The organism is Xanthomonas sp. SS, assembly GCF_014236835.1.
GTDB lineage: Bacteria > Pseudomonadota > Gammaproteobacteria > Xanthomonadales > Xanthomonadaceae > Xanthomonas_A.
In genome coordinates this window covers 714265-738041 of the sequence record NZ_CP051190.1, presented here as the reverse complement: position 1 = coordinate 738041, position 23777 = coordinate 714265, and the positions used below count along the sequence as shown (strand labels likewise).

The 23777-nt window shown below is 65.8% G+C and carries 23 protein-coding genes and 3 pseudogenes; 13 read left to right on the top strand and 13 right to left on the bottom strand.

Going from position 1 to position 23777, the window contains the following annotated elements:
• Nucleotides 1-317: 317 nt before the first annotated feature.
• Nucleotides 318-473, bottom strand: coding sequence for a hypothetical protein (locus HEP74_RS03220; protein ID WP_185815159.1), 156 nt, complete (start codon nt 471-473; stop codon nt 318-320).
• A 289-nt stretch (nt 474-762) separates the two neighbouring features.
• Between HEP74_RS03220 and HEP74_RS03215 the strand changes: the two genes are divergently transcribed.
• A complete protein-coding gene (locus tag HEP74_RS03215) occupies nt 763-1242 on the top strand; it encodes a VOC family protein (RefSeq protein ID WP_185815158.1) in 480 nt (159 codons plus the stop codon).
• Nucleotides 1243-1303: 61 nt separating this feature from the next.
• Here HEP74_RS03215 and HEP74_RS03210 read toward each other — a convergent pair whose 3' ends face one another.
• Nucleotides 1304-2425 carry a Fic family protein gene (locus HEP74_RS03210; RefSeq protein ID WP_255427873.1) on the bottom strand — a complete coding sequence of 374 codons (1122 nt, stop codon included), beginning with the start codon at nt 2423-2425 and terminating at the stop codon, nt 1304-1306.
• A 173-nt stretch (nt 2426-2598) separates the two neighbouring features.
• On the opposite strand from HEP74_RS03210, the gene HEP74_RS03205 reads away from it, so the two are divergent.
• The 3 genes from HEP74_RS03205 to HEP74_RS03195 are packed head-to-tail and all read left to right on the top strand — an operon-like array spanning nt 2599 to nt 5876.
• The gene (locus HEP74_RS03205) at nt 2599-4152 is read left to right on the top strand and encodes an FAD-dependent monooxygenase (RefSeq protein ID WP_255427872.1); all 1554 of its coding nucleotides are present in this window, start codon (nt 2599-2601) and stop codon (nt 4150-4152) included.
• The gene (locus HEP74_RS03200; protein ID WP_255427871.1) at nt 4115-4807 is read left to right on the top strand and encodes a TetR/AcrR family transcriptional regulator; all 693 of its coding nucleotides are present in this window, start codon (nt 4115-4117) and stop codon (nt 4805-4807) included. The genes HEP74_RS03205 and HEP74_RS03200 overlap by 38 nt, the downstream gene beginning before the upstream one ends.
• Nucleotides 4725-5876 (top strand): MBL fold metallo-hydrolase, encoded by a 1152-nt coding sequence (locus HEP74_RS03195; RefSeq protein WP_255427870.1) that lies wholly within the window; start codon nt 4725-4727, stop codon nt 5874-5876. Before HEP74_RS03200 ends, HEP74_RS03195 begins: the two co-directional genes overlap by 83 nt.
• Before the next feature lie 23 nt (nt 5877-5899).
• Here HEP74_RS03195 and HEP74_RS03190 read toward each other — a convergent pair.
• Nucleotides 5900-6056, bottom strand: a pseudogene (locus tag HEP74_RS03190) (type I methionyl aminopeptidase); the annotation flags it as partial.
• A 197-nt stretch (nt 6057-6253) separates the two neighbouring features.
• Here HEP74_RS03190 and HEP74_RS03185 point away from each other — a divergent pair.
• On the top strand, nt 6254-7105 hold the full coding sequence (locus HEP74_RS03185; RefSeq protein ID WP_185815157.1) for an AraC family transcriptional regulator: 852 nt from the start codon (nt 6254-6256) through the stop codon (nt 7103-7105).
• Nucleotides 7106-7152: 47 nt separating this feature from the next.
• Here the strand turns inward: HEP74_RS03185 and HEP74_RS03180 are convergent, their stop codons facing one another.
• A complete protein-coding gene (locus HEP74_RS03180) occupies nt 7153-7833 on the bottom strand; it encodes a Fur family transcriptional regulator (protein ID WP_255427869.1) in 681 nt (226 codons plus the stop codon).
• Nucleotides 7834-8231: 398 nt separating this feature from the next.
• On the opposite strand from HEP74_RS03180, the gene HEP74_RS03170 reads away from it, so the two are divergent.
• The 5 genes from HEP74_RS03170 (at nt 8232) to HEP74_RS03150 (ending at nt 14648) form a co-directional block, all read left to right on the top strand.
• A complete protein-coding gene (locus tag HEP74_RS03170) occupies nt 8232-10547 on the top strand; it encodes a TonB-dependent siderophore receptor (RefSeq protein WP_255427868.1) in 2316 nt (771 codons plus the stop codon).
• Nucleotides 10548-10662: 115 nt separating this feature from the next.
• Nucleotides 10663-11082, top strand: a complete 420-nt coding sequence (locus HEP74_RS03165) for a hypothetical protein (RefSeq protein WP_221893157.1) — start codon at nt 10663-10665, stop codon at nt 11080-11082.
• Entirely contained in the window at nt 11063-11464 is a 402-nt protein-coding gene (locus tag HEP74_RS03160; RefSeq protein WP_185815155.1) for a hypothetical protein, read from the top strand. Before HEP74_RS03165 ends, HEP74_RS03160 begins: the two co-directional genes overlap by 20 nt.
• Before the next feature lie 363 nt (nt 11465-11827).
• Entirely contained in the window at nt 11828-13000 is a 1173-nt protein-coding gene (locus tag HEP74_RS03155; protein ID WP_185816470.1) for a helix-turn-helix domain-containing protein, read from the top strand.
• 79 nt (nt 13001-13079) lie between these two features.
• Nucleotides 13080-14648, top strand: a complete 1569-nt coding sequence (locus HEP74_RS03150; RefSeq protein ID WP_185815154.1) for a S41 family peptidase — start codon at nt 13080-13082, stop codon at nt 14646-14648.
• 139 nt (nt 14649-14787) lie between these two features.
• On the opposite strand, the gene map is transcribed toward HEP74_RS03150, so the two are convergent.
• The 4 genes from map to HEP74_RS03130 form a co-directional block, all read right to left on the bottom strand.
• A complete protein-coding gene (gene map / locus HEP74_RS03145; protein ID WP_185815153.1) occupies nt 14788-15564 on the bottom strand; it encodes a type I methionyl aminopeptidase in 777 nt (258 codons plus the stop codon).
• Complete coding sequence (locus tag HEP74_RS03140; RefSeq protein WP_179567582.1) at nt 15561-15773, bottom strand: ParD-like family protein; 213 nt, start codon at nt 15771-15773, stop codon at nt 15561-15563. Before HEP74_RS03140 ends, map begins: the two co-directional genes overlap by 4 nt.
• Before the next feature lie 219 nt (nt 15774-15992).
• Complete coding sequence (locus HEP74_RS03135) at nt 15993-16424, bottom strand: GvpU-like protein (RefSeq protein WP_185815152.1); 432 nt, start codon at nt 16422-16424, stop codon at nt 15993-15995.
• A gap of 292 nt (nt 16425-16716) precedes the next feature.
• Complete coding sequence (locus tag HEP74_RS03130; protein ID WP_185815151.1) at nt 16717-17751, bottom strand: NADP-dependent oxidoreductase; 1035 nt, start codon at nt 17749-17751, stop codon at nt 16717-16719.
• A 64-nt stretch (nt 17752-17815) separates the two neighbouring features.
• Here HEP74_RS03130 and HEP74_RS03125 point away from each other — a divergent pair, with 64 nt between their 5' ends.
• Nucleotides 17816-18400 carry a TetR/AcrR family transcriptional regulator gene (locus tag HEP74_RS03125; RefSeq protein ID WP_185815150.1) on the top strand — a complete coding sequence of 195 codons (585 nt, stop codon included), beginning with the start codon at nt 17816-17818 and terminating at the stop codon, nt 18398-18400.
• Between the two features lie 14 nt (nt 18401-18414).
• Here the strand turns inward: HEP74_RS03125 and HEP74_RS03120 are convergent.
• A pseudogene (locus tag HEP74_RS03120) lies at nt 18415-18747 on the bottom strand (helix-turn-helix transcriptional regulator); the annotation flags it as partial.
• A gap of 120 nt (nt 18748-18867) precedes the next feature.
• Here HEP74_RS03120 and HEP74_RS03115 point away from each other — a divergent pair.
• Together HEP74_RS03115 and HEP74_RS03110 are read left to right on the top strand one after the other, a co-directional pair.
• Nucleotides 18868-19392 (top strand): RNA polymerase sigma factor, encoded by a 525-nt coding sequence (locus HEP74_RS03115; RefSeq protein WP_255427867.1) that lies wholly within the window; start codon nt 18868-18870, stop codon nt 19390-19392.
• 19 nt (nt 19393-19411) lie between these two features.
• Nucleotides 19412-20068: a serine/threonine protein kinase gene (locus HEP74_RS03110; protein WP_185815149.1), complete on the top strand. Its 657-nt coding sequence runs from the start codon at nt 19412-19414 to the stop codon at nt 20066-20068.
• A 115-nt stretch (nt 20069-20183) separates the two neighbouring features.
• Here HEP74_RS03110 and HEP74_RS03105 read toward each other — a convergent pair.
• The 4 genes and pseudogenes from HEP74_RS03105 to HEP74_RS03090 all read right to left on the bottom strand — a co-directional run.
• A pseudogene (locus HEP74_RS03105) lies at nt 20184-21053 on the bottom strand (IS3 family transposase); the annotation flags it as partial.
• Entirely contained in the window at nt 21041-21334 is a 294-nt protein-coding gene (locus HEP74_RS03100; protein WP_185815148.1) for a transposase, read from the bottom strand. The gene HEP74_RS03100 and the pseudogene HEP74_RS03105, both read right to left, overlap by 13 nt.
• 478 nt (nt 21335-21812) lie before the next feature.
• A complete protein-coding gene (locus tag HEP74_RS03095; RefSeq protein ID WP_255427866.1) occupies nt 21813-23084 on the bottom strand; it encodes a Fic family protein in 1272 nt (423 codons plus the stop codon).
• Nucleotides 23085-23262: 178 nt separating this feature from the next.
• Nucleotides 23263-23697 (bottom strand): SymE family type I addiction module toxin, encoded by a 435-nt coding sequence (locus HEP74_RS03090; protein ID WP_185815147.1) that lies wholly within the window; start codon nt 23695-23697, stop codon nt 23263-23265.
• Nucleotides 23698-23777: the final 80 nt, after the last annotated feature.

The window sequence follows — 23777 nt, the reverse complement described above, 5'->3', positions numbered from 1 at the left end:
CCGTCTGGCGAATGGCAGCGGAGGCGGCCGCCTGCGAATGTGCTCGTCGCGGGCGGCGGCCTGTCTTGCTGGCATGCGCCGACGCATTCGTTCGGGACAGCGCTTGCAGCTGACGCCTTCGCATCGGCATCGCCTTGTGCGACGGCCAACGCGGCGCCAAGCCAGGCTGTATCCCTGCGCAGCCGCGGCGCGAAGGGCAGCGTAGGTTTCTCTAGCCCGGTTGCGGGCTGGAGAGCCGCAGGAGCAGCGACATCGGAGTGCCGCGTCGCGACAGAACCCTCGTGGCAGCGCGCCGAGCGCACGCTGCCCATGCAACGCTACTTCTTCAGCGACGCATCGTCGCCGCTCTTCGTCGCGGCTGCATCCTTGGCAGGGCGGTTGCGATTCTTCTTGGCCCGGGTGACCAGATAAAAGGCCGATCCGACGAACAGGATGAACAGTCCGGCGACCCATGGCATCAGCGTGGTGTCCATGCAAAGCTCCGTGTGGTTGTGCGGCCTCTAAAACACCACACCGCAGGTGAAGGGCTTGCTAGCCCGGTCTCGCCGCGAAGGAGCGCGCGCCGGACCGAACGCATCATGCTGCCGTGCGACATGCCTTCCGGCGCCATCCGTAGCCTAATCGCGACGTAGCATCCGGCATGCGCCACGTGCCGGCCGCGTGGCGCGTCGCATCGCATCGCATGCGCGCTACGACTGTCCCCATCGCGCGCGGCGGCGATGCTGTCCGCTGCGGTATCCCTGCCCACTCAGGAGCATCCAGATGATCAGCAAGAACACCATTTGCCTGTGGTTCGACGGCACCGCGCTGGAGGCCGCCACGTTCTACGCCGATACCTTTCCCGACAGCGCGGTCAAGGCCGTGCACCGCGCGCCCGGCGACTACCCCGCCGGCAAGCAGGGCGATGTGCTGACGGTCGAATTCAGCGTGCTCGGCATTCCGTGCCTCGGCCTCAACGCCGGCCCCGCGTTCCCGCACAGCCAGGCGTTCTCGTTCCAGGTGGCGACCGACGACCAGGCGGAGACCGACCGCCTGTGGAACGCCATCGTCGGCAACGGCGGCCAGGAAAACGCCTGCGGCTGGTGCAAGGACAAATGGGGCGTGTCGTGGCAGATCACCCCGCGCGTGCTGACCGCCGCGATCACCGATCCCGATCCCGCGGTGGCCAAGCGCGCGTTCGAGGCGATGATGGGCATGATCAAGATCGACATCGCCACGATCGAGGCCGCGCGGCGCGGTTGAGGCTGCCGGTATTCGGCGCTCCGGTCCTGCGCTGCGGATGGCGCTCCGCAGACTCGCAAACTCAATCGTTTCCCACCACAATCTCGTAGCTGGTGCTGCGCCCGCCAGCCTCGGACCTGCGCAGCACGCCACGCTGCACAAGCTCCGCGATGTCGCGTAGCGCGGTGTCACTGGAACACTTGGCCAGCGCCGCCCACTTGCCGGTGGTCAGCTTGCCCTCGAAGCCGTCGAGCAGGCGGTTGAGCAGCTTGATCTGGCGCTCGTTCATCGGGATGGTCGCCGCCGCTTGCCAGAAGCGCGCCTTGGCCAGTACATGGTCTAGGGTGCGATGCGCATCCTCGACCGCGCGCTGCAACGCCTGCAGGAACCACAGCAACCAGGCAGTCACGTCGAGCTCGCCCTTTTGCGTGCGCTCCAACACCGCGTAGTAGGCGCTGCGTTCGCGCTGGATCTGCGCCGACAGGCTGTAGAAGCGTTGCGGGCTGCCATCGGCGCGCACCAGCAGCAGGTCGCCGACCGCACGTGCGATACGGCCATTGCCGTCGTCGAACGGATGCAGGCTGACGAACCACAGGTGGCCGAGTCCGGCCTTGAGCAGGGGCGGGTGGTCGTGGCTGTCGTTGAGCCAGCGCAGGAAGCGGGCCATCTCGCCGTCGAGCCGCGCAGCCGGTGGAGCCTCGTAGTGGATACGCTGGCGGCCCAGCGGACCCGACACCACTTGCATCGGCCCGTTGGCATCGTCCCTCCACGCCGCCACCTTGAGCCGGCTAAGGCCGGAGTAGCCGGTCGGGAACAGCGCGGCATGCCAGCCGAACAGGCGTTCGGCCGCGACCGGCTGCAAGGCATTGGCAGTGGCGTCGAGCACCATATCGACCACGCCTTCCACATGCCGATCCACCGGAGCCAGCGCGCCCACCTCGACGCCCAGCCGGCGCGCCACCGACGAACGCACCGACGCAACACTCAGCACTTCGCCCTCTATGGCGCTGGTCTTGACCACGTCCTCGGTCAGCGCGACCAGACTGGCCTGGTCGCGCAGCGCCAGCCCCACATCGGCCAGCCGGCCCAGCAGAAGGCCTTGTGTCCGGCTGACGGCTGCCAGCGGCTCGGCCAGGACGTCTAGGCTGTAGCGCCAAGTTGGCCACTCCGCGTGTCCCCAGATGTAGAAATTTTCGCCGCTCATAATGCGGCGATTATGGAAGCTATTTCCCGCAGGCACAAATCACCGCATTTTTTGCGGCGATTAGGAACCGCAATCGCCGCACCGGCAAAACAGCCTTTTTGCGTCGCTTTTGGGAGGAACCCAGTGCTCGCCAGGTAATTGTTGCTTGACTGCCAGACCTCGGCCTGCAATAAATGACCCACTGGTCATTTATATCGAGGACGCATGCCATGGCCGAAGTACTGATCGCGGGCGCCGGTCCCACCGGGCTCACTCTGGCGTTGTGGCTGACCCGGCAGGGCGTGCGCGTGCGCCTCATCGACAAGAGCGCCGGCCCGGGCGAGACCTCGCGCGCCATGGCGGTGCAGGCGCGCACCCTCGAGCTGTACCGGCAGGTGGGCATTGCGGACGCGGTCGTCGCCGCCGGCCATCGCACTCCGGCGATGAACCTGTGGGCACGCGGCAAGCGCCGCGCGCGGATCGCGCTGCAGGATTCCGCGGCGGGCATCTCGCCCTACCCGTTCGTGCTGGTGTACCCGCAGGACCAGCATGAGCGCCTGTTGATCGCCCAGCTCCAAACGCTGGGCGTCGCCGTCGAGCGCACGACCGAACTGCTTTACTTCGAGGACCGCGGCGATCGCATCACCGCACGCCTGCGCCTGCCCGACGGCAGCGAGCAGGCCGCGGAGGTCCGCTATCTGGCGGCATGCGACGGCGCGCGCTCGCCGGCGCGCCACCAGCTCGGCATCGGCTTCGAAGGCGGCACCTACAAGCAGGTCTTCTATGTCGCCGATGTCGAACTCGGCGGCCTGCAGTCGATGGACGAAGCGCACGTCGCGCTGGGCGACGGCGACTTCATCCTCGTGCTGGCCTACAGCAAGCGCGGGCACTACCGGCTGATCGGCACCGTGCGCGACGCGCGCGCCGACCGGGCCGAAAGCCTGACCTTCGCCGACGTCAGCCAGGACGCCATTCGCAATCTCGGCGTGCGCATCGACCGGGTCAACTGGTTCTCCACCTATCGCGTACACCATCGCGTCGCCGACGCCTTCCGCCGCGGCCGCGTGTTCCTGCTCGGCGACGCCGCGCACGTCCACAGCCCGGTCGGCGGCCAGGGCATGAACACCGGCGTCCTCGACGCCATCAACCTGTCCTGGAAACTCGCCGACGTGCTTCAGAGCCGCGCGTCCGACGCCGTGCTCGACAGCTACGCCACCGAGCGGCAGGCCTTCGCCCGCACCCTCGTTAACACCACCGATCGCGCCTTCACCCTGGTCACTGCCGAAGGCAGCGTCGCCAGTTTCGTCAGGACCTACGTCGCCCCGACCCTGGCCAGCCTGGCCTATCGGCTGCGCAACGTCAGCGAACTGATGTTCCGCACCGTGTCGCAGACGATGCTGCACTATCGCGACAGTCCATTGAGTACCGGCAAGGCCGGGGACGTCGCGGGCGGCGATCGCCTGCCGTGGGTGCAGACCGCGGACGCGGACAACTACGCAGCGTTGCCGCAGATCGGCTGGCAGCTGCACGTCTACGGCAATGCGCAGCCCGCACTGCAGGCCTGGTGCGACGCCCGCGACATCGCCCTGCGCGTCTTTGCATGGCGGCCCGAACATCACGCTGCCGGCTTCGCGCAGGACGCGGCCTACCTCGTGCGTCCCAACGGCTATGTCGCCTTCGCCACGGCCGATGCATCGCCCGCGGCGCTGGATGCGTATCGTGTGTCCCACGGATACAGCCAGGACTGAGCATCGAGACCGCATGACGCAACCGACCACCCCCAAATGGAAACGCCGCAAGGACGACCGCCCCGCGGAGATCCTGAGCGCCGCGCTCGACGCGTTCGCCGAGAACGGCTTTGCCGAGACCAAGCTGGCAGACGTGGCCAAACGCGCAGGCGTGGCGAAAGGCACGCTGTACCTGTATTTCGACAACAAGCAGGACCTGTTCGCCGCGGTCGTGCGCCACGGGCTATTGACCAACCTCGCCCCGATCGAGGAAGCCGCCGCCAGCTTCGAAGGCGGGCTCGCCGAACTCACCACCCTGCTGCTGACGCGTGCCGCCGAACGCATGGGCGACAAGCGTCTGCCTGCGATCATGCGCATGGTGATCGGCGAGAGCCGCGCGTTTCCGGAACTGGCCCGCATCTGGCACGCCGAGGCCATCGATCGGGTGATGTCCACTGTCGCCGGCCTCATCGAAAAAGCCCAGGCGCGCGGCGCGGCCCCCGCCGGCGATCCCAAGCTCTACGTGCTGTCGATCATGGGGCCGATGCTGATGGCAATGCTGTTCCACCAGGTCTTCGGCAGCGACAGCGCGCATGCGCCGGACCTCGGCGCACTGGCCGAGCAGCACGGACGGTTGCTGTTGCACGGGATCGAGCCGAGAGCCGGTGCCGGATAAGCGGGGATCGGACTTCGCCCATCCCTTCCGCGCCGCTCTACCTGCCTTATCGCCCACCATCGCATCGATCCCACTTCCGATGAAAAACCCCTACTACAACGGCCCCATCAGCGACCACTTCGATGGCGTGCGCTTCTTCAATCCCGGCCAACCGACCATCGACAATTCGCTGGGCAAGGTACTGCGCTGGAAAGCTGCCATGGCCACGGTACGCTGGCCGACGCAGGTGCCGGTGAGTCCCGCCATTCCTGCGCCGCGGCACGATGGCCTGCGCGTCACCATGGTCGGCCATGCCACATTGCTGATCCAGGTGGCCGGTATCAACCTGCTCACCGATCCGGTCTGGTCGCAACGCGCCAGCCCCTCGCAGATCGCCGGCCCGAAGCGGGTCACCGCGCCAGGCGTGACCTTCGCGGACTTGCCGCCGATCGATGCGGTCCTGCTGAGCCACAACCACTACGACCACTTCGACATCGCTACCTTGCGCAAGCTGCATCACGCGCATCACCCGCTGTTCGTGATGCCGCTTGGCAACGACCTCCTGCTGCGCAACAGCGTTCCCGATGCACGGATCGAAACCGGCGACTGGCACGACCGGCTCCCGATCGGCGACACCGCGACGGTGACCCTCACCCGCGCCAACCACTGGTCCAGCCGCGGCGTGCGCGACCGCAGGATGGCGCTGTGGTGCGGCTTCTTCATCGAAACGGCGCGGGGTTCCGTCTGGTTCGCGGGCGATACCGGCTACGGCGATGGCGCCATCTTTCGCGAGATCGGCGCCAGGTACGGCGCACCCGATGTCGCGTTGATCCCCATCGGCGCCTACGCGCCGCGCTGGTTCATGGCGCCGCAGCACATCGACCCCACCGAAGCCGTGCGCATCTTCCAGGACACCGGCGCCCGGCACGCCCTGGGCATCCACTGGGGCACCTTCCAACTCACCGACGAAGGGCGCGAAGAACCGCGCGACGCGTTGTCGGATGCGCTACGGCAAGCAGGTATCGCCGCGGCCAGCTTCGTCGCCGCCGAACCTGGGCAGGTCTTCGACTTCGACGATCCGGCGGCGTAGCGCTGCGCGCCTGCCGTTGCCCGTCAATCGATCCGACAAAGCGGCTTCTCTGCAGGCCGCAACGTCAGTACCCGCACGCCCGTGCGCGTCACCGTCATGGTGTGCTCGAACTGGGCCGACAGCTTGCCGTCGCGGGTATGCACCGGCCCACTGCTCCTGTAGCACGCGGATCGCCGCGCGGCTGCCAGCTCCGCGTCAACCATCGGCACCTTGGTCCCTCCCCAGTCGGGAGGAGCCAGACCTCGAGCGGGACGAATGGCCGGCTCGGCTAATCGCACCTTACCTGCGGAATGGCTAGGCGAAATTGAGAAAGTATTTCATGATATTTTCCGATCAGGTCAAAGCCTCATCCTCCATCCGAGGCTCTACAAGACAACATGTCCAGCATTGAAATCACCGATCTCACCGCGGCCAAGGACATCGACAGCGTCTCGCGACCCGTTGTGGCCTTGAGTGCCACATCGGTAACCAAGGACTGGGAAAATGCGAAGCATCAGCACCGCAAGGCGCAGCTGATCTACTCCCTGCGCGGCATCCTCAACTGCGAAATCGAAGACGGCGTCTGGATCGTGCCGCCGCAGTGCGCCATATGGATACCGGGAGACTTGCCGCACGCGGCGCGGGGGGCGGGTGAAACGGAATGCTATTGCCTGTTCGTCGAGCCGGACGCCGCACCGGATCTTCCGAAAACCTGTTGCACGATTTCGGTATCGCCATTGCTACGCGAGTTGCTGGTAAAGGTGGCCGGTTTTCCTGAGTTGTACACGCTGGGGGGACGGGAAGACCGGTTGATTGCCGCCTTGCTCGATGAGTTGGTGGCAGCACCGGTGGAAGACCTGCATCTGCCCATGCCGCGCGACACCCGATTGCGCCGCCTCGCGGAAATGATGCTGACCGATCCCTCGGACAAAACCTCGAAGGCCGATTGGGCTACTCGCATTGGCATGAGCGAGCGAAGCATGAGCCGTCTTCTGCTGCAAGAAATTGGAATGAGCTTCGGGCGCTGGCGCCGGCAGTTGCATGTGATCCTTGCGCTGCAACGTTTGACCAAGGGTGAAAGCGTGCAAACGGTGGCATTGGAGTTGGGCTACGAAAACGCCAGCGGGTTCGTCACCATGTTCCGCAAGGCCGTAGGCAAGCCTCCGGCACGCTACCTCTCGGATCGCATGAGCGGCGCGGAGCTTGCTCCTGTGCCCGGCATCATGCTCCCCGATGAAACCTCACCCTGATTGGATCAGGCTGTCCTGGCCCGGGACCACCGACCGCCCTCCATCGTCTACTGTCCTTCCTTGCGGAGTTGCCGGCATTTCGCACATGTCGTGGTGATGGTGAAGACCGACTCCTCGTCGAGAGCGAAGCCCTCCTCGGATGCCAGCGACTGCAGGTGTTCACGCAACGCCGGGTCTTCAATGAAAACCAGCCGCGCGCCACAATGGCATCGCAGCGTGTCGTGCTGGTCGCTTAGCGCCTCCGGTTTGATTGCATAGAACGCGCGCCCACGTGCGCCTTCCGTGCGAACCAACAACCCGGCAGTCCATAGATCATTCAGCGTTCGGTAGATCGATCCCGGCGCGAAACTGTCGGATTGCGTGCTGAGGAGACGATACATCTGGTTGGCATCCAGACAGTTCGGTGTCGCCTTCTCCAGCGCGTTCAAGACTCTGGTACGCGCGAGCGTCGGTCGCAGTCGGCTCGCCAGCAATCGTTGTTCCTGAGACGACATCGGCGCTCCGGCCTCGGGATTGGCTGCCGCGGTGTGCTTCATCGTGTGTTTGCCTGACGGCAGGTTCTTGCTACCGAATGAGGTAATCAGGTCAATGATCCGAGGTGGGTCATCGTGCGGTTCCATCAGGGATTGCCCGCGCTCTTTCAGCGCATTCGGCACTGCACCATCGAAGGTGGCCAACGACCCAGCGGTTTGCGCCTTGGCCTGGGCGATACGGCTACGCGCGACCATCGTGTTGGGGCTTCACGAGATCAGCGGCCCCAAAGAGAACGACCAGGTGCGATTGCCCTTCAGATAGTCGTGGCGCAGGGAGTTCCGCGAAGCGCCCAGCGTGATGCGCGGATGGAGGCAAAGTGGGGGGCATCACGGGTTTCCTCGGTAAGAACAAAGCACTTGTCCGCCAACCAGGCACGCTGGGCAGAGGCATGGCGAAACCTCAATCGGGCGCAGCGTACCTACGCCGACTGGATACTGCATTGCGAAACCAGGCCAGCATGTTTTCATTACGGCCATCTTGTTGAGGGTCACCGCGCTTGGCCTAACTGAATAACAATCTGGCCTGGTTTCGCCATGACTCCCCTTGGTCTCCATTGTTAAATACGGCTTCCAAATGCAAATGAGTATTGTTGATGTCCTTCTTCACAGCCGCTGGGAAGCCCAGCTGGCCAATCGCTACGCGCACAGCGCGCGCCGCTCATCCTCATCTGGATGGGCAGTACAAGGGCGCCATCAGGAGCGCGTCCCGCACCGTGCTTGGCTCGGCAGTTGCGGCGGCGGTTTTCATTAGCGCGCAGGGCGCATTCGCCGCCGAGCCAGCGCAGCTGCAAAACGAGGTCGAGGGGAAAACGTCTCAGGAGGGGACGACCTTGCCGGCCATCACCGTAACGCGCCGCGTGGATCCGGCGGCGACCGAGGGTACGGGCTCCTACACCATGGGTGCGACGGCGGCGGCGACGCGCCTGCCGCTCTCGCTACGGGAAACCCCACAGTCGGTGACGGTGATCACCCGCCAGCGCATGGACGACCAGCAATTGAATTCGGTGCAGGGCGTGCTGGAGAACACCACGGGCGTCTCGCCGTACCAGTCCGACAGCGAACGGACGAGTTTCTATTCGCGTGGTTTCCTGATCAACAACGTTCAGTACGACGGCATCCCCACCGTCGTCGGCGACATCGTCAATGGGAGCGGCATCGGTTCCCTCGATACCGCGTTCTATGATCGTGTCGAGGTCGTGCGCGGCGCCTCCGGCTTGCTGACGGGCACCGGCAATCCCTCGGCCGCCATCAACCTGGTGCGCAAACGACCGACCCGCGACTTCTCGGCAGCCGCCTCGCTTGGTGCCGGGAGTTGGGACACCTACCGAGGCATGGGCGACATCTCGACGCCGTTGACCGAAGACGGCCGCATCCGCGCGCGCGTGGTGGGGACGTACCAGGACGGGCACTCGTACATCGACGGCTACAAGCCGAAAAGGAAGTCGTTCTACGGCATCATCGAGGCAGATCTGACACCAGACACGACGGTGAGCCTGGGCTACGACGACCAGGACATCACGCCGAAGGGCTCCACCTGGGGAGGCTTGCCGCTATGGTTCAGCGACGGCACGCAGGCGGAGTATTCACGCTCCAGGAACTACGCGCAGGACTGGAGCTATTGGGACAACACCCTGAAGACGGCGTTTGCCGAAATCGAGCACCGCTTCGAAAACGGCTGGAACTTCCGGGCCGTCGCTAACCAATACCGCACGGAATACGATGCCGAACTGCTCGGCCTGATCGGCCGCCCCGATCGCGCCACGGGACTGGGCTCCTATCCCTACGGGGCTTATCCGGTAGCACTGGCGTCCGAAGGTAGCAGCCGTCAAAACACCTTCGACGTGATGGCGAGCGGCCGCTTCGAACTGCTGGGCCGCCAGCACGACCTGGTGGTGGGTGCGACGAGTTCGCACCGCACGGCTGGTCAGGAGGATATCGCGCCGTTCTATGCAGGCTTTGCGCCGGTCAATGTCTTTGACCTGAGTCCGGCCTATCCCCGCCCTGACTTCGATGCCATGGCGCGGACACCGACCCGCACCCGAATCAAGCAGAGCGGTGTCTATGGCGCAGCCCGGTTCTCGCTGGCCGAGCCACTGAAACTCGTTGTCGGCGGCCGCTTCAGCAACTACGACATCGACGATGTCGCCGGTGGCGCGTCGTTGCACTACAAGAAGAACAGCGAATTCACCCCGTATGCCGGCTTGATCTACGACATCGACAAGACCTATTCGGCCTACGTGAGCTACACGGGCATCTTCAATCCGCAAACCGACTATCGCGACAGCAGCGGCAACGTGCTCACGCCGTCGAAGGGGAAAACCAAGGAAATCGGCCTCAAAGGCGCTTACATGGACGGGCGCCTGAATGCGTCGGTGGCCTTGTTCGACACCGAGCTGGACAACGCTGCACAGATGGTCGCGGGAACCTATACGCCGGGCGGTGCCCAAGCCTACAAGGGCGCGGACGGGACGAAGTCGCGCGGGATCGAGCTGGACCTGCAGGGCGAGCTGGCGCGCGGCTGGAACATCTACGCAGGGATCGCCCACTTCACTGCGCAGGATGGCGATGGCGTCCGCTTGAATTCGCAACTGCCGCGCACCACGGCCCAGCTTTTCAGCACCTACCAGTTGCCCGGAGAGTGGAGCAAGTTGACGCTGGGCGGAGGCATCAAATGGCAAAGCCGCTTCTACCAGGCGCCAAACACTGGCACCAGTTCGTTGGGCGGGGAACAGGGGTCTTATGCCCTGGCATCACTGATGGGGCGTTACTCCATCACGAAGCAGACCGACGTTGCCGTCAACGTCAACAACGTTTTCGACAAGAAGTACGCGCTACAGAAAGGCGATTTCGACACCGTAGGTTATGGCGCACCACGCAACGTGATGGTGACGCTGAACTACAGGTATTGATTTGCGCTCAGGCGAACGCTTCAGCCGTTGGAAATCCTCAGACATATCGCCACTGACTACCGAGACAGCTCCCATGCCCCTTCAGTTCCCCCCACGCCCCGCACAAGACCTGGCCGTGAACAACGCAAACAAGGTCGCCTTGTTCTGGTTGACGACAGCCGCTGGCGCCGTGCTTTTTGTCACCTTCCAGCTGTTCTTTTACGTCAACGACTTTGTGAGAGCGCACGGAGCGACACCGGCGATTACGTTTGAGCCCGACGTACTGTGGATGTTTTCCGCATTCTATGGTTCCTGGATCGTCACCGTGCTTCTCGCACTGATCGGAACCCGCAAGGCTCAGTGGGTTGCGCTGGTCCTCGGCAGCCTGCTTGTCGTCCTGGATACCCTCGGGGGAATCTCCGACGGGTTGCGCGACGGTTGGCACATTGCCTTTTCGGCAGTGTTCTTCATTACGTTGCCCGGCGTGTTCGCCATTGCGGCCACCTGGCGTCACATCAAAAGCAAAGGAAACGGCCATGTCGATGAACAGTTCTGACTTCCCTTTTGTCTGGATGAATCTTACGCAAGAACCCGGACATGATCATGAGAAGGACTTCGACGAATTCGAGGAAAATCTGCGACGCGGGGAGCCCTTCGTGATCTTGACCGATACCGCACCTGCTGAAGACCATGAGCACTCGCCGGAAGAAAAGAAACGCATCGCACTGTGGATGAAGAAGCACAAGCTTGAATTGCGAAGGCTGGTTCTGGCAACGATCCTGGTCGAGCCCAACTCGGCAAAACGTCTTGGTTTCAAGGCATTTGCGGTCCTTTTTGCCAAGTTCTGGGGCTACCCTCTACTTCTTGCTGCTTCACGTGAGCAGGCAATAGAGATGGCGAAAGGACTGCTCCCAAAGGACGGAAAGCCATCCCACTGATGGCCCACGCTGGCGTCCGATCCTCCCATGAAACTCTGTCGCCGTTCATGGCGCTCGAGCACATCTCCCCCACCGAAGCCGTGCGCATCTTCCAGGACACCGGCGCCCGGCACGCCCTGGGCATCCAATGGGCATCTTGCAACTCACCGACGCGGGCCGCGAAGCGCCGAACAAGGCGCTCCAGCCATGCTGTCTCCGCATCGCGCGCGCATGTGGACCGCCTGGTGAGGAAACGAAGACGGAAACGCCTCGACCAGGCGCGCCTGCCGGCGCGGCAGGCACACACCCGGCCCGATCGTGGCACTGGCGATATGCTGTACGCCGTTCCCGGCAACCTGCGGCATGTCCCCGATCAAGTTCGGTATGTGGAGCACCATCCTGTTGCTCGGCAGCCTTCACGGCGTGCTGGGCGCGGTCTTGCTGTCGCTCGCCCCGGCCAACCGCAGCGCCAACCGCTGCCTGGCGGCCTTGCTGTTGGTGGTGGTGGCGCTGGTCACCCCGTACACGCTCGGCTACGCCGGCGTCTACGATGCCTACCCGCAGCTGACCTACGCGCCCTTCTTCTGGGAGCTGGCGATCGGCCCCTTGGTGTGGCTGTACGTGCGCCAGCTGGCGCATGCGCGCCTGCCGCGCTACTGGTACTGCCATCTTCTGCCCGGGGCGCTACAAGGCCTCTACTACAGTGTGCTGTTCACCTGGCCGCTGTCGCGCAAGTGGGCCTGGGACGCACAGATCCAGCAGCCCTGGGTGCAGCCGGCGCAGGACGCGTTGGTGCTGGTGTCGCTGGCCGTCTATCTGGGCCTGGCCTGGCGCCAGTATCTGGACTATCAACGCTGGCTGGAACAGCACAGCGGCGCGCGCGAGGAACTGCGGCTGTCCTGGCTGCGCGGTTTCCTGCTCGCCGCCTCGCTGCTGGTGCTGCTGCGGCTGGGATTCACCGTCACCGATCGGCTGCTGCGGCCGTTGTCCTATTTCGACGAGTTCCCGCGCTACCTGGGCCTGGTGCTGTTGATGTACTACCTGGGCCTGGAAGGTTGGCGGCATGCGCGCGTGGCCTATCCGCAGCGCACATCGGCACATAGCGCGGCCGACGCCACGGCGGCTGTGCCAGAGATGGCGCAGCCCGTGGAGCCAGTGGAGTTCGTCGAGCCGGTCGAGTCGGACGCAACCGCAACACCCGGTGCAGGCACGGAAAAGGACTGGGCCGCACTGGGCCAGCGCTTCGCCGCACAGGTCGCCGCGCAAGGCTGGTGGCGCGAGCCGGAACTGAGCCTGGGCGAACTGGCGCGACGCCTGGGCACCAACAGCAACTACCTGTCGCGGGCGTTGAACGAAGGCCTGGGCCAGAGCTTCAGCGAGTTCCTCAATCGCCAGCGCATCGCCGAGGCGCAGGCGCTGCTGGCCGGCGACGACGATGTGCTCGCCATCGCGCTGCGCGTGGGCTTCGGCTCCAAGGCCAGCTTCAACCGCGTGTTCCGCGCCTACGTCGGCCGCACGCCCAGCGACTACCGCCGGGCGCAACGTCCCATCGCCTGAAAAACATGGCGCACAGGCGCTTTTGAGTCGCTACAGCGGCGGGCGTCGCGCAGGCTGGGCGCTCTTCCGAGGATCGTCCATGCCCCAGCTCCCGCTCCGCCTATGCGCCTGGCCGCTGTGCCTGGCGCTGCTGCTGTGTACCCCGCTTGCACATGGCGCCATCACGGCGCCTGCCGACCTGCCCGCCGACCCGCACGCGGACAGCCCCCTGCCCGGCGCCGGCCTGGCCGCCGATGTCGAGCTGCTGCGCCAGGCCTATACCGCCCTGCACCCGGGCCTCTACCGCTATGTCGGCGAAGCGGAGATGGCACGCCGTTTCGATGCGCTGCGCGAGCAAGTGCGCAATGGCGCGACCCTGGGCCAGGCCTACCTGGCATTTTCCCGGTTCACCGCAGGCATCCGCTGCGGCCATACCTATCCCAACTTCGCCAATCAGCCCGAGCCGATCCGGCGCGCCCTGTTCGAGCACGCGGGCCTGTTGCCGTTCCAGTTCGTGTGGCTGGACGGGCGCATGGTGGTCACCCGCGACGGCAGCGTCCCGGCACGCCTGCCGCGCGGCACCCAGGTGCTGGCGATCGACGGTATCCCGACAAGCCGCATCCTGTCGGCCCTGATGCAGGTGGCACGCGCCGATGGCGGCAACGACGCCAAGCGTGTCGCGCAGATGCAGATACAGGGCCGCGAACGGACCGAGGCGTTCGACGTCTATCTGCCGCTGCTGTTCCCGCAGATCGGACGCAACCCGCTGCTGCGCGTACAGCTGCCCGGCGAGCGAGCGCCACGCAACGTGCGCGTGCAAGGCTTCGCTCCCGCACAGCGCAGTGCGATGGCCAGCGTGCGCGAACGCAGCAGTGATGCGCCGGCATGGACAGTCCACATGCAGACCCCGCAGTTGGCGGTGCTGAGCATGCCCGACTGGGCGCTCTACGACAGCGTCTGGAACTGGCGCGACTTCCTGGATACCACCTTCGCCGATCTGGATGCGCGCCAGGTGCCGGCCCTGGTGATCGACCTGCGCGGCAACGAGGGCGGACTGGACGAGGTCGGCAACGCGCTGCTGGCGCACCTGACCGAACAACCGCTGGTGTTGCCGCAGATCCGCCACATGGTGCGCTACCGGCGCGTGCCCGACGCGCTCGCGCCGTACCTGAGCACCTGGGACGCCTCGTTCCGCGACTGGGGCGATGCCGCGCAGGCCTACGACGACCACTACTATTCACTGACCCGCTGGCAGCCTGCGACCGCGAACGTCGTCGTGCAACCGCAGGCACCGCATTACCGCGGCACCGTGTTCGTGCTGATCGGCGCGGACAACAGCTCGGCCACCTTCAAATTCGCCGACCAACTCAAGGCCAGCGGCCTGGCGACGCTGGTCGGCCAGACCAGCGGCGGCAACCGCCGCGGCATCAATGGCAGCGCGTTCTTCTTCCTGCACCTGCCGCATTCGGGCATCGAACTGGACCTGCCGCTGGTCGGCCAGTACCCGGCCGACCCGCAACCCGACGCGGGCATCGCGCCGGATGTGGCGGTCGCACCCGGCATCGCCGATATCGCCGCGGGTCGCGATGTGGAAATGGCCGCGGTCCTGAAGGCATTGACTGGCATGCCGGACGCGCCGCCTTCGTTGCCGCCAGCGAACGCGCTGTAGCAGCGTTGCGGATCGGCGCGTTGCATCGGCCGACGTTGCTGCCGCCGCTTCGCGCCGCCAGCGGCAGCGCCAAACGCGCAGCCCCGTGTTGCCGGCGCCTGCTTGCGCACATTGGCAGCACGCACACGCTGCGGACGCATCACTCGACCCGGCACAGCGGCTTCTCCCCAGGCCGCAACGTCAGCACCCGCACGCCTGTGCGCGTCACCGCCACCGTGTGCTCGAACTGCGCCGACAGCTTGCCGTCGCGCGTATGCACCGGCCATTGATCCGGCAGCGCGCGGATCGCCGCGCGGCCCTGATTGAGCATCGGCTCGATGGTGAACACCATGCCTTCCTGCAACTCCAGCCCGGTGCCGGCATGGCCGTAGTGCAGGATCTGCGGATCTTCGTGCATCTCGCGGCCGATGCCGTGCCCGCAATACTCCTTCACCACGCTGTAGCCGTGCTCGCGCGCATGGCGGGCGATGGCGTGGCCGATGTCGCCCAGGCGCGCGCCGGGGCGCACCGCAGCGATGCCCTTCCACATCGCCTGGTAGGTCGTCTGCACCAGCCGCCGCGCCGGATAGGCGACCTCGCCGACCAGGTAGGTGGTGCTGGAATCGGCGATGTAGCCGTTCTTCTCCAGCGTGATGTCCAGGTTGACGATCTGGCCGCTGCGCAGCACGTCGTCGGCCGACGGCACGCCGTGGCAGACCACGTCGTCGATCGACGCGTTGAGCACGAACGGGAACCCGTACTGGCCCTTGCTGGCCGGCCGCGCGCCCAGGTCCTCGACGATCATCCGTTCGACGAAGTCGTTGAGCTCGAGCGTGCTGCGGCCTTGCAGCGGCAACTGGTCCAGCGCATGGAACACCTGCGCCAGCAGCCGGCCGGACTCGGCCATCAGCGCAAGCTCGTCCGGCTGCTTGATCACGCCCGCCCCGATTTCAACGCCTGCGGTTGCACCCCGGCCGCACGCAACTCGCGCGCCACCAGGTCCTGGAACGACAGCTCCGGATGCATCTCGCACAGCATGCCGATCCTGATCCAGAAGGTGGCCTGCGCATTGATCGAACGGCTGGTGACCGTGCAGGCGCGGCGCAGTTGATCGTGCAACTCGTCGTCGATGTTGACGATGCCCATGGATACACCCGGTAGCGAGGATGCACGGATCGTATACGTTTCGTATATGGTGGCGCAACCGCCGCCGGTGCCGCGCCTGTGCAGGTCAGCCAGGCACGCGTGATCGCGCGGAAGCCCGCCGAACCGGCGCCGCCACGCGAGGTCGCGGCCCATGCAGCGCATCACACCGGGCAAAAAAAACCCCGCCGAAGCGGGGTCATGCCGTGCGGCTGCAGCGCATCAGACGCTGGACATCAGGCCGATGCTGAAGCCGGAGACCTGGCTGATCCGTCCACGCCACAGACAGCCGTTGACCGGAAACTCGCCGCCGCTGCCCACGACCCGCGCATCGGCGAGGTGGACGAAGGTGGCCGGCTTCAGCTCGCTCTGCTCGTAGATGTCGCGGTAGGGCTGGAACCGCTCCTGCAGCGGCGCGACCAACTCGTCGGGCGCCACCTCGGTGATGGACTCGGTCAGCCGCTGCATGAACTCCTTGCCGCCGATCAGCATGCCGGAGATGGTGCTGCCGCCCACCGTCAGCGTCAGCCCGATCTGCACGCCCAGGTTCGCGATCGCCACCAGATCCTGCAGCAGGTAGTCGGGATGATGCGCCGCGGCGAGCAGCGCATCGGTATCCAGCGCCGCGGTCGATTGTTCTTCGTGTTGTGACATGTGTCCTCTCCCTTCGAGTCGCCACGGCGATCCCATGGTGGCATGAGGGTATACAGATTCGGCGGCGGGCGCAGAGACGCCGGCACGTGCCGTGGCGGAAATCCCTGCCACGATGCACCGGCCAACGTGCCGCGCGCACCGGCTCCCGGCACGGGGAAGGCTGCAACAGCGCTTGCCGCGCATTCAGACGATCGCCGTCGCTCCTGCGTGGCGTCGCCACTGCGGCCAGCGCGCGCACCGCCTGCCGGGATCGCCAGCATCGATCCAGGTGGCAACGCCCCGGCCCGCGGCCTCAGTCGACCGTCATCACGATCTTGCCCTGGATGTGCCCTTGCTCGGCGCGTGCGTGCGCTTGCCGGGCCTGGGACAGCGCGAAGGTGCTGTCGATGGCCACGCGCACCGTGCCCGCGTCCAGCAGTGCCGCGAGTTCGCCGAGTTGCGCGCCGCTGGAGCGCACCTGGGTGGTGGACACCGTCACGCCCCGCGCCGCCGCTTCGGCGTGCCCATCGAAGCCGAGCGGGAAGATCGGGAACAGCGCGCCGCCGCGCTTGAGCGTGCGCAGGAACCTGCCGGCGCCGGGGCCGCCGACGGCATCCACCACCAGGTCCACGTCGCGCAGCACCTCCTCGGGCGCGGCCTTGGTGTAGTCGACGAAACTCTCGGCCCCCAGCGCACGCACAAAGGCCTCCTGCTTGCCGGAGGCCACAGCGATCACGCGCGCACCCTGCCACCTGGCCAGCTGCAGCGCGAAATGGCCGACGCCACCGGCCGCCCCATTGACCACCACGGTCTTGCCCTGCAACGGCACCGGCACATGCGGCATGGGCTGCAGCGGATTGGCCACGGCGTGGCCCTGCGCGATCAGGAACTGCCACGCCGTCAGCAACGACATCGGCACGCCCGCGGCGTGCACGTGGTCGATCCCGGCCGGCTTGCGCGCCACCTCGGTGGCGGGCGCGGTGACGTACTGCGCATACGCCTGGCTGCCGCCGGCCAATCCGTCCGGAAAGCGCACCATCGCGTAGACCGCGTCGCCGCGCGACAGCCCGTCCACATCCTCCGCCACCGCCTCGATCACCCCCGACACGTCCGTGCCCAGGATCAGCGGAAAGGTCACCGGCGGGCGCCATTCCGGAGGCAGGCGGCTGTAGCCCTCCCGCAGGTACAGGTCCGGCGGGTTCAAGCCGATGGCGTGAACCCGGATGAGTACCTCACCCTGCCGCACCACGGGCAGAGGCGCGTCCTCGTAATGGAGCACCTCAGGGCCGCCGAACGCCTGCTGGCGGACCACTTTCATCATGGGCCGTGTGTCGTCGGAGCTGTGCATGGCGTATCCTGATCGGAACAGTGCTCCGAATATACGGAGCACTGTTCCACATGTAAAGGACAGCATGCGCGCCGACGCTCAAAAGAACTACCAACGCCTGCTGGACGTGGCCCGCGAGGCCCTGGCCGAAACCGGCGCGGACGCCTCGCTGCGGGACATCGCCCGCCGCGCCGAAGTTGGCCTGGGCACCCTGTACCGCCACTTCCCCACCCGTGAAGCCTTGCTCGAAGCGCTGCTGCGCAGCGGCTTCGAGGAACTGGCGGCGAAGGCCGACGCCTTGCGCAGCGCACAGGACTCGGACCAGGCCCTGGTGGCCTGGCTGCAGGAGATCATTGTCTTCACCCATCGCCAGCGCGGCGTCATCGCCCCGATGATGTCCGCCATCGAAGACGCATCGTCAGCGCTGCACACGTCCTGCGTGCGGCTCCGCGCCGCGGGCGCCGCGCTGCTGGCCCGCGCGCAGGCGGAAGGCAAGGCGCGCGCCGACATGGACGGCGACGAACTGTTCGACCTGATCGCGGCGCTGGCCTGGCTGCGGGAACAAACGTCGCATGCCAAGCGCTCCGAGCGCCTCTTCGAACTCGTGACCGGGGCGGTCCTTGCGCAGCCCGCACCGCGTGCGAAGAAAACGCCTGCGCGGAAGCGGTAAGCCGCGCCGAATGCCTACTCCCTGCCCTCGGCTTGCCCAGAGAACGACGGCTCGCCGAGTGCAGCGCCGCGGCCGCCTGCGCGCGCGTACTGCGTCGGCGGCTGCCCGACGTGGCGGGCGAACGCGACGCTGAAAGTGCTCGCGGAGTTGTAGCCGACAAGCTCGGCGACAGCGGCGATGCCGAACTCGTTGCGGCGCAGCAGGTCCTTGGCCAAGGCCATGCGCCAGGCGAGCAGGTATTCCATCGGCGCCACGCCCACCGTGCGACCGAAGCGCTCGAAGAACGCCGAGCGCGACAACGCGGCTTCCTTGGCCAAGGCTGCCACCGTCCACGCGCGTGTGGGCTGCGATCACCGAGGGACTCGGGGCCGAGCACCTCCTTGAAATTTCTTGCTGGCGGGGTGTGAGATTCCGTGCGCTGGCGCGAATCATGGTTATGAGGGCGCGAAGACCGCGTCGGTGAACCAATGGATACCATCGCAACCACCATGACCGCGAACGACACCCAGGATGCCTTCAGCGCGCTGCTGCAGCGCCACTCCGGCATCGTGTTCAAGGTTGCCGGCAGCTATGCGCGCGGCGCCCAGGACCGTGCCGATCTGGCCCAGGAAATCGCGGCTCAGCTCTGGCATGCCTGGCCGCAGTACGACCCGGCGCGCAGGGTCAGCACCTGGATGTACCGGATCGCGCTGAACGTGGCGATCAGCCACCTGCGCAACCGCGAACTGCGGCAGCGGCACGATGCGATGCCGCTGGACGAAACCCTGCACGACGTGGCCGACGGCAACGCCGCAGACCCGGAGAACGAACAGCGGCTTCGCCTGCTACAGGGCTTCATCGCCCGCCAGCCGCCGCTTGATCGCGCGCTGTTGCTGCTCTACCTCGAAGACCGCCCGCAACGCGAGATCGCCCAGATCCTCGGCATCACCGAAAGCAATGTTTCTACCAAGATCGGACGCCTGAAACAGCGCATCCGCGACGAATTTCGATAGACCCAACATGGAGACCACGATGGAACTCGATAACCTTAAATCCGCCTGGCAATCGCTGGACAGCCGGTTGCAACTGGACAACACGCTGAAACTTCACGAACTGCGCGAGCGCAAACTGGACAGGACGCGCGGCAGCCTGCGTCCGCTGTTCTGGGGCCAAATCATGCAGATGCTGTTCGGCGTTCTCTTCATCCTGCTCGCTTCGCTGCTGTGGATGAGCCAGCCGGCGCACGCCTCGTCCATCGTCGCCGGCGTCTTGGTGCAGGCGTATGGCGTACTGACGATCGTCGCCGCGGGCGTGGTGCTGGGGCAGATCGGCAACATCGACTATTCGCAGCCGGTGCTCGGCATCCAGAAACAATTGCTGCGAGCACGCACGCTGTACATCCGCAGCGGCATGGTCGCCGGTCTGCCGTGGTGGTTCCTGTGGATCGCGGTCCTGCAGACCTTGGCTGGCCTGAGCGATGTCGATCTGCTGGCCAGGGCCACCGCGCTGGTGTGGAGCGGTTACGGCATCGGTGTCGCCGGTCTGCTGGCGACCTGGTGGTTCCATCGCTGGGCGCGCCGCCCGCAACGCGCCGAGTTCGGCTGGAAGATCGACGACTCCTTAAGCGGCGGCAGCCTGCGCCGGGCGCTGGCGCAACTGGACGAACTACAACGCTTCGAGCGCGAATGAGGGAGAAGCGGGGGTCAAAGGACATCTCACACTACATAGGTTTTTGACCTTGCTCATTGGGAACTGATGCGAGCAAGCGCAATCTGAGCCACCCCAGATTTCTCGGACAGGTTAATTAGGGAACAACCGCCATCTTCTCGAACTCGGCCGGCGAGCGGTAGCCCAGCGCACTGTGCAGCCGCTGCCGGTTGTAGAACACTTCGATGTACTCGAACACTTTCCCGCGCGCTTCGTCGAGACTGGCGAAGCGCTCGTGGTGCGTCAGTTCCTGCTTGAGCGAACTGAAGAAGCTCTCCATCACCGCATTGTCGTAAGGCATGCCCTTGCGGCTCATGCTCGCGACCAGCCCGGCTTCCTGCAACTGCCGCTGATATGCACCGCTGGTGTATTGCGTGCCCTGGTCGCTATGGTGGATTGCTCCCTGCGCTGGCCGCCGGCGGTGCAGGGCCATGGCCAGTGCAGCGCTGGCCAACGCCTGGTCGGCCCGCTCACCCATCGCCCAGCCCGCGATCTGCCGGCTGTGCATGTCCAGCACCGCCGCCAAGTACAACCAGCCCATCCGGGTCGGCACGACGGTGATGTCCGCCACCCACACCCGATCTGGCCCGGGACTGACGAACGGCCATGCCAGCCGGTTAGGCGCCACCGCCACACGCTGGTAGGTGCTGCGCGTGCGCAGGTAGCGTTGCCGCCGTTTGGTGCGGATCGCATGTGCCTGCCGCAGGCGCCGCACCCGATGCCGGCCGCAGGTCTCACCTTGCTGGCGCAACGCACGCCACAGGCGCTCGCTGCCATACGCCTCGCGGGTTTGTGCGTGCAACTGCTCGATCCGCTGCAATAGCCGGGCATTCTCCTGTGCGCGCGGCCCCGGACGGCGAGCGCACCACGCGTAGTAACCGCTGGGCGACACGCCCAGCGCATGGCAGAGCCAACGCACACGGTAACCCTGCTGGTCTCGGATCCAGGCGTACTTCACGATAGTTCTCGCGCAAAGTACGCCGCCGCTTTTTTTATGATCTCGTTCTCTTGCCGCAGACGCTCGTTCTCGCGCTGCAGCTTGGTCAGTTCATCCGGGTTGGACTTAGGCCGGCCACTGCCGCCAAAGGCGCCCGCGCCCTTCGCATCGAGGTCCGTGGCCCACTTATAGAGCCGGTTGCGCGGGATGCCTAACTCCCGCGCGATCACGGCCGCTGGCCGATCCCCCGCCTTGAGCAATCGCACTGCTTCTCGCTTGAACTCTGCCGTGAACCGCTGCCGCTTCTGCATCGAACACCTCCGTGCGAGGATTGTCCTCGCTTTCAGGTGTCCGAGTTATCAGGGGTGGCTCAATCTGACCCCCTGTTTTTGCACGGCAGCGGGCGGCGGAGGCAGTCAAGCCGGCGCCCGCGCCAGGTGCGTCCGCATGACGCATTTGGCGATTCCGGATGCGCACTTTGCCGCCCACTTACGCGCAGAAGCCGCATCCGACTGCAACCGTCCGCTAGCGGTTTCTCGCCAGCTACGCGGCCATCCCTTCGAGCGCGGCGGCAGGCTGCTCGAGTCCGCCCAGGATGGCGTCGGCGACGCGCGGCGAGAAATCGTGCGGCAGGTCCGCGCGTCGGCATTGGGGGGTACCCGTTATCCAGCTAAATGCAAAACACCTGTAAAACAAATAAAGTTCAAATAGCTGATATTCGGGTAATTCGCTTGATGCGTGCGCGATCCTCCCGCGCTGACCCGTGTGCCGAATGGTCGAGCACCTACATCACGATAGATCGGCCGGCCGTACTTCGATCGTCGCGCGCGGCGGCTCGAATTCGGTGTCCGCAGCAGCATGCCTCGCATCTGTCGGATCATTCGCCAATTCATAGCTTGTGCTTCTACCGCCCGCCTCCGATTTGCGCAGCACGCCCCGGTTCAGCAAGTCGTTGATGTCGCGCAGCGCGGTATCGCTCGACGCCTTTGTCAGTGCCGCCCACTTGCTGTTGGTCAACTTCCCCTCGAACCCGTCGAGCAGGCGGTTGAGCACCTTGATCTGCCGCGCGTTCATCGGGATGGCCGCTGCCCGCTGCCAGAAGCGCGTCTTGGCCAGCACACGGTCCAGCGTGTGGTGCGCGTCCTCGACGGCACGCTGCAACGTCTGCAGGAACCACAGCAGCCAGGCGGTGACATCAAGGTCACCCTTCTGCGTGCGCTCCAGCACCGCGTAGTACGCGCTGCGTTCGCGCTGGATCTGCGCCGACAGGCTGTAGAAGCGTTGCGGGCTGCCATCGGCACGCACCAGCAACAGATCGCCCACAGCACGCGCGATGCGGCCATTGCCGTCGTCGAACGGGTGCAGGGTGACGAACCACAGGTGGCCGAGTCCAGCTTTGAGCAGCGCCGGCGCGTCATGGCTGTCGTTGAGCCAGCGCAGGAAGACGGCCATCTCGCCATCGAGCCGCGCCGCCGGCGGCGCCTGGTAATGGACGCGCTGGCGCCCCACCGGACCGGACACCACCTGCATCGGCCCATTGGCATCGTCGCGCCAGGCGGCCACCTTGCGCCGGCTCAGGCCGGAATAGCCGGTGGGAAACAACGCGGCGTGCCAGCCGAACAGCCGTTCGGCGGTGAGGGGCTGCACGGCATTGGCGTTGGCGTCCAGCACCATGTCCACCACCCCTTCCACGTGCCGATCGACGGGCGCCAGCGCCGCCACCTCCACGCCCAGCCGGCGCGCCACCGAGGAGCGCACCGAAGCCACGCTCAACACCTCGCCTTCGATGGCGCTGGTCTTGACCACGTCCTCGGTCAGCGCCGCCAGGCTGGCGTGGTCGCGCAAGGCCAGCCCGACATCGGCCAGCCGTCCCAGCAGCAGGCCCTGGGCCCGGCTGACGGCCGCAAGAGGCTCGGCCAGCGTCGCCAGGCTGTAACGCCAGTTCGGCCAGTCCTTGCGTTGCCAGAGGTAGAGCGTTTCACCGCGCATGATGCGGCGATTATTGGAGCGATTCGCCGCAGACACAATCACCGCACCTTTTGCGGTGATTGGGGCGGCCAATCGCCGCACAGCATCCGCATTGCGCGCAGGGGACGACGATGTACGCCGTACGAGGAGGCGACTCCGTCAAAGGGGACGGCGTGTAGTGACGACGCGGCCAGCGCCGCGCCACCTCCACCCCTCGAGCGATTCGGCACCAGCCGGCCACACCAGCAACGCCACCGCCAAAACCGAGCGGCTACGGTGCCACCTTAAACCTGCGTCGCTTGTTCGCCACAGGCGGCGGCTCCACCGGCACGGCCGTGATCAGCAGGGCGCCATTGGCCATCGTGATGCGCACCTTGCCGCCCACCGCGAAGCCCAGGCCTTCCAGCCACAGGCCATGCAAGCGCAGGCTGGGCACCTGCCGCCCGACCCGCATGCCATTGCGGTCCACATCGTAGTAGCGATAGCCGATGGTGCATTGCGTGGGCCGGCGCGGGATCGAGCGCCTGGGCACGGTGACCTCGTCGGCATCGGGGCACACAGGCGGTGCAGACGCCGCACCAGGCAGCGGTTCGGCGGCAATCGCATCTAGGGGGTCGAGGGATTCGAGCTTGAGCCAGCAGGGTGGCGCCTTGGTGGCGCGGCGAGGGGATTTGGTCTTTGAACGAGCGGCAGCACTACCGGACATGACGTCCTCCATTTGAGTGGGAGTCGCCAAATGAATTCGGGAGACCAAACCCGGCTGCGGAATTTTCCGCAACAACTAGA

Coding starts and splice junctions, on each gene's coding strand:
- HEP74_RS03195 (WP_255427870.1), top strand. CDS start 4,725: ATGCGCCGGACCTCGGCGCACTGGCCGAGCAGCACGGACGGTTGCTGT.
- HEP74_RS03110 (WP_185815149.1), top strand. CDS start 19,412: ATGGAACTCGATAACCTTAAATCCGCCTGGCAATCGCTGGACAGCCGG.
- HEP74_RS03215 (WP_185815158.1), top strand. CDS start 763: ATGATCAGCAAGAACACCATTTGCCTGTGGTTCGACGGCACCGCGCTG.
- HEP74_RS03210 (WP_255427873.1), bottom strand. CDS start 2,425: ATGAGCGGCGAAAATTTCTACATCTGGGGACACGCGGAGTGGCCAACT.
- HEP74_RS03115 (WP_255427867.1), top strand. CDS start 18,868: ATGGATACCATCGCAACCACCATGACCGCGAACGACACCCAGGATGCC.
- HEP74_RS03135 (WP_185815152.1), bottom strand. CDS start 16,424: ATGTCACAACACGAAGAACAATCGACCGCGGCGCTGGATACCGATGCG.
- HEP74_RS03140 (WP_179567582.1), bottom strand. CDS start 15,773: ATGGGCATCGTCAACATCGACGACGAGTTGCACGATCAACTGCGCCGC.
- HEP74_RS03125 (WP_185815150.1), top strand. CDS start 17,816: ATGCGCGCCGACGCTCAAAAGAACTACCAACGCCTGCTGGACGTGGCC.
- HEP74_RS03170 (WP_255427868.1), top strand. CDS start 8,232: ATGTCCTTCTTCACAGCCGCTGGGAAGCCCAGCTGGCCAATCGCTACG.
- HEP74_RS03130 (WP_185815151.1), bottom strand. CDS start 17,751: ATGCACAGCTCCGACGACACACGGCCCATGATGAAAGTGGTCCGCCAG.
- HEP74_RS03180 (WP_255427869.1), bottom strand. CDS start 7,833: ATGGTCGCGCGTAGCCGTATCGCCCAGGCCAAGGCGCAAACCGCTGGG.
- HEP74_RS03160 (WP_185815155.1), top strand. CDS start 11,063: ATGTCGATGAACAGTTCTGACTTCCCTTTTGTCTGGATGAATCTTACG.
- HEP74_RS03200 (WP_255427871.1), top strand. CDS start 4,115: ATGCGTATCGTGTGTCCCACGGATACAGCCAGGACTGAGCATCGAGAC.
- HEP74_RS03220 (WP_185815159.1), bottom strand. CDS start 473: ATGGACACCACGCTGATGCCATGGGTCGCCGGACTGTTCATCCTGTTC.
- HEP74_RS03150 (WP_185815154.1), top strand. CDS start 13,080: ATGCCCCAGCTCCCGCTCCGCCTATGCGCCTGGCCGCTGTGCCTGGCG.
- HEP74_RS03100 (WP_185815148.1), bottom strand. CDS start 21,334: ATGCAGAAGCGGCAGCGGTTCACGGCAGAGTTCAAGCGAGAAGCAGTG.
- HEP74_RS03090 (WP_185815147.1), bottom strand. CDS start 23,697: ATGTCCGGTAGTGCTGCCGCTCGTTCAAAGACCAAATCCCCTCGCCGC.
- HEP74_RS03185 (WP_185815157.1), top strand. CDS start 6,254: ATGTCCAGCATTGAAATCACCGATCTCACCGCGGCCAAGGACATCGAC.
- HEP74_RS03205 (WP_255427872.1), top strand. CDS start 2,599: ATGACCCACTGGTCATTTATATCGAGGACGCATGCCATGGCCGAAGTA.
- HEP74_RS03155 (WP_185816470.1), top strand. CDS start 11,828: ATGTGGAGCACCATCCTGTTGCTCGGCAGCCTTCACGGCGTGCTGGGC.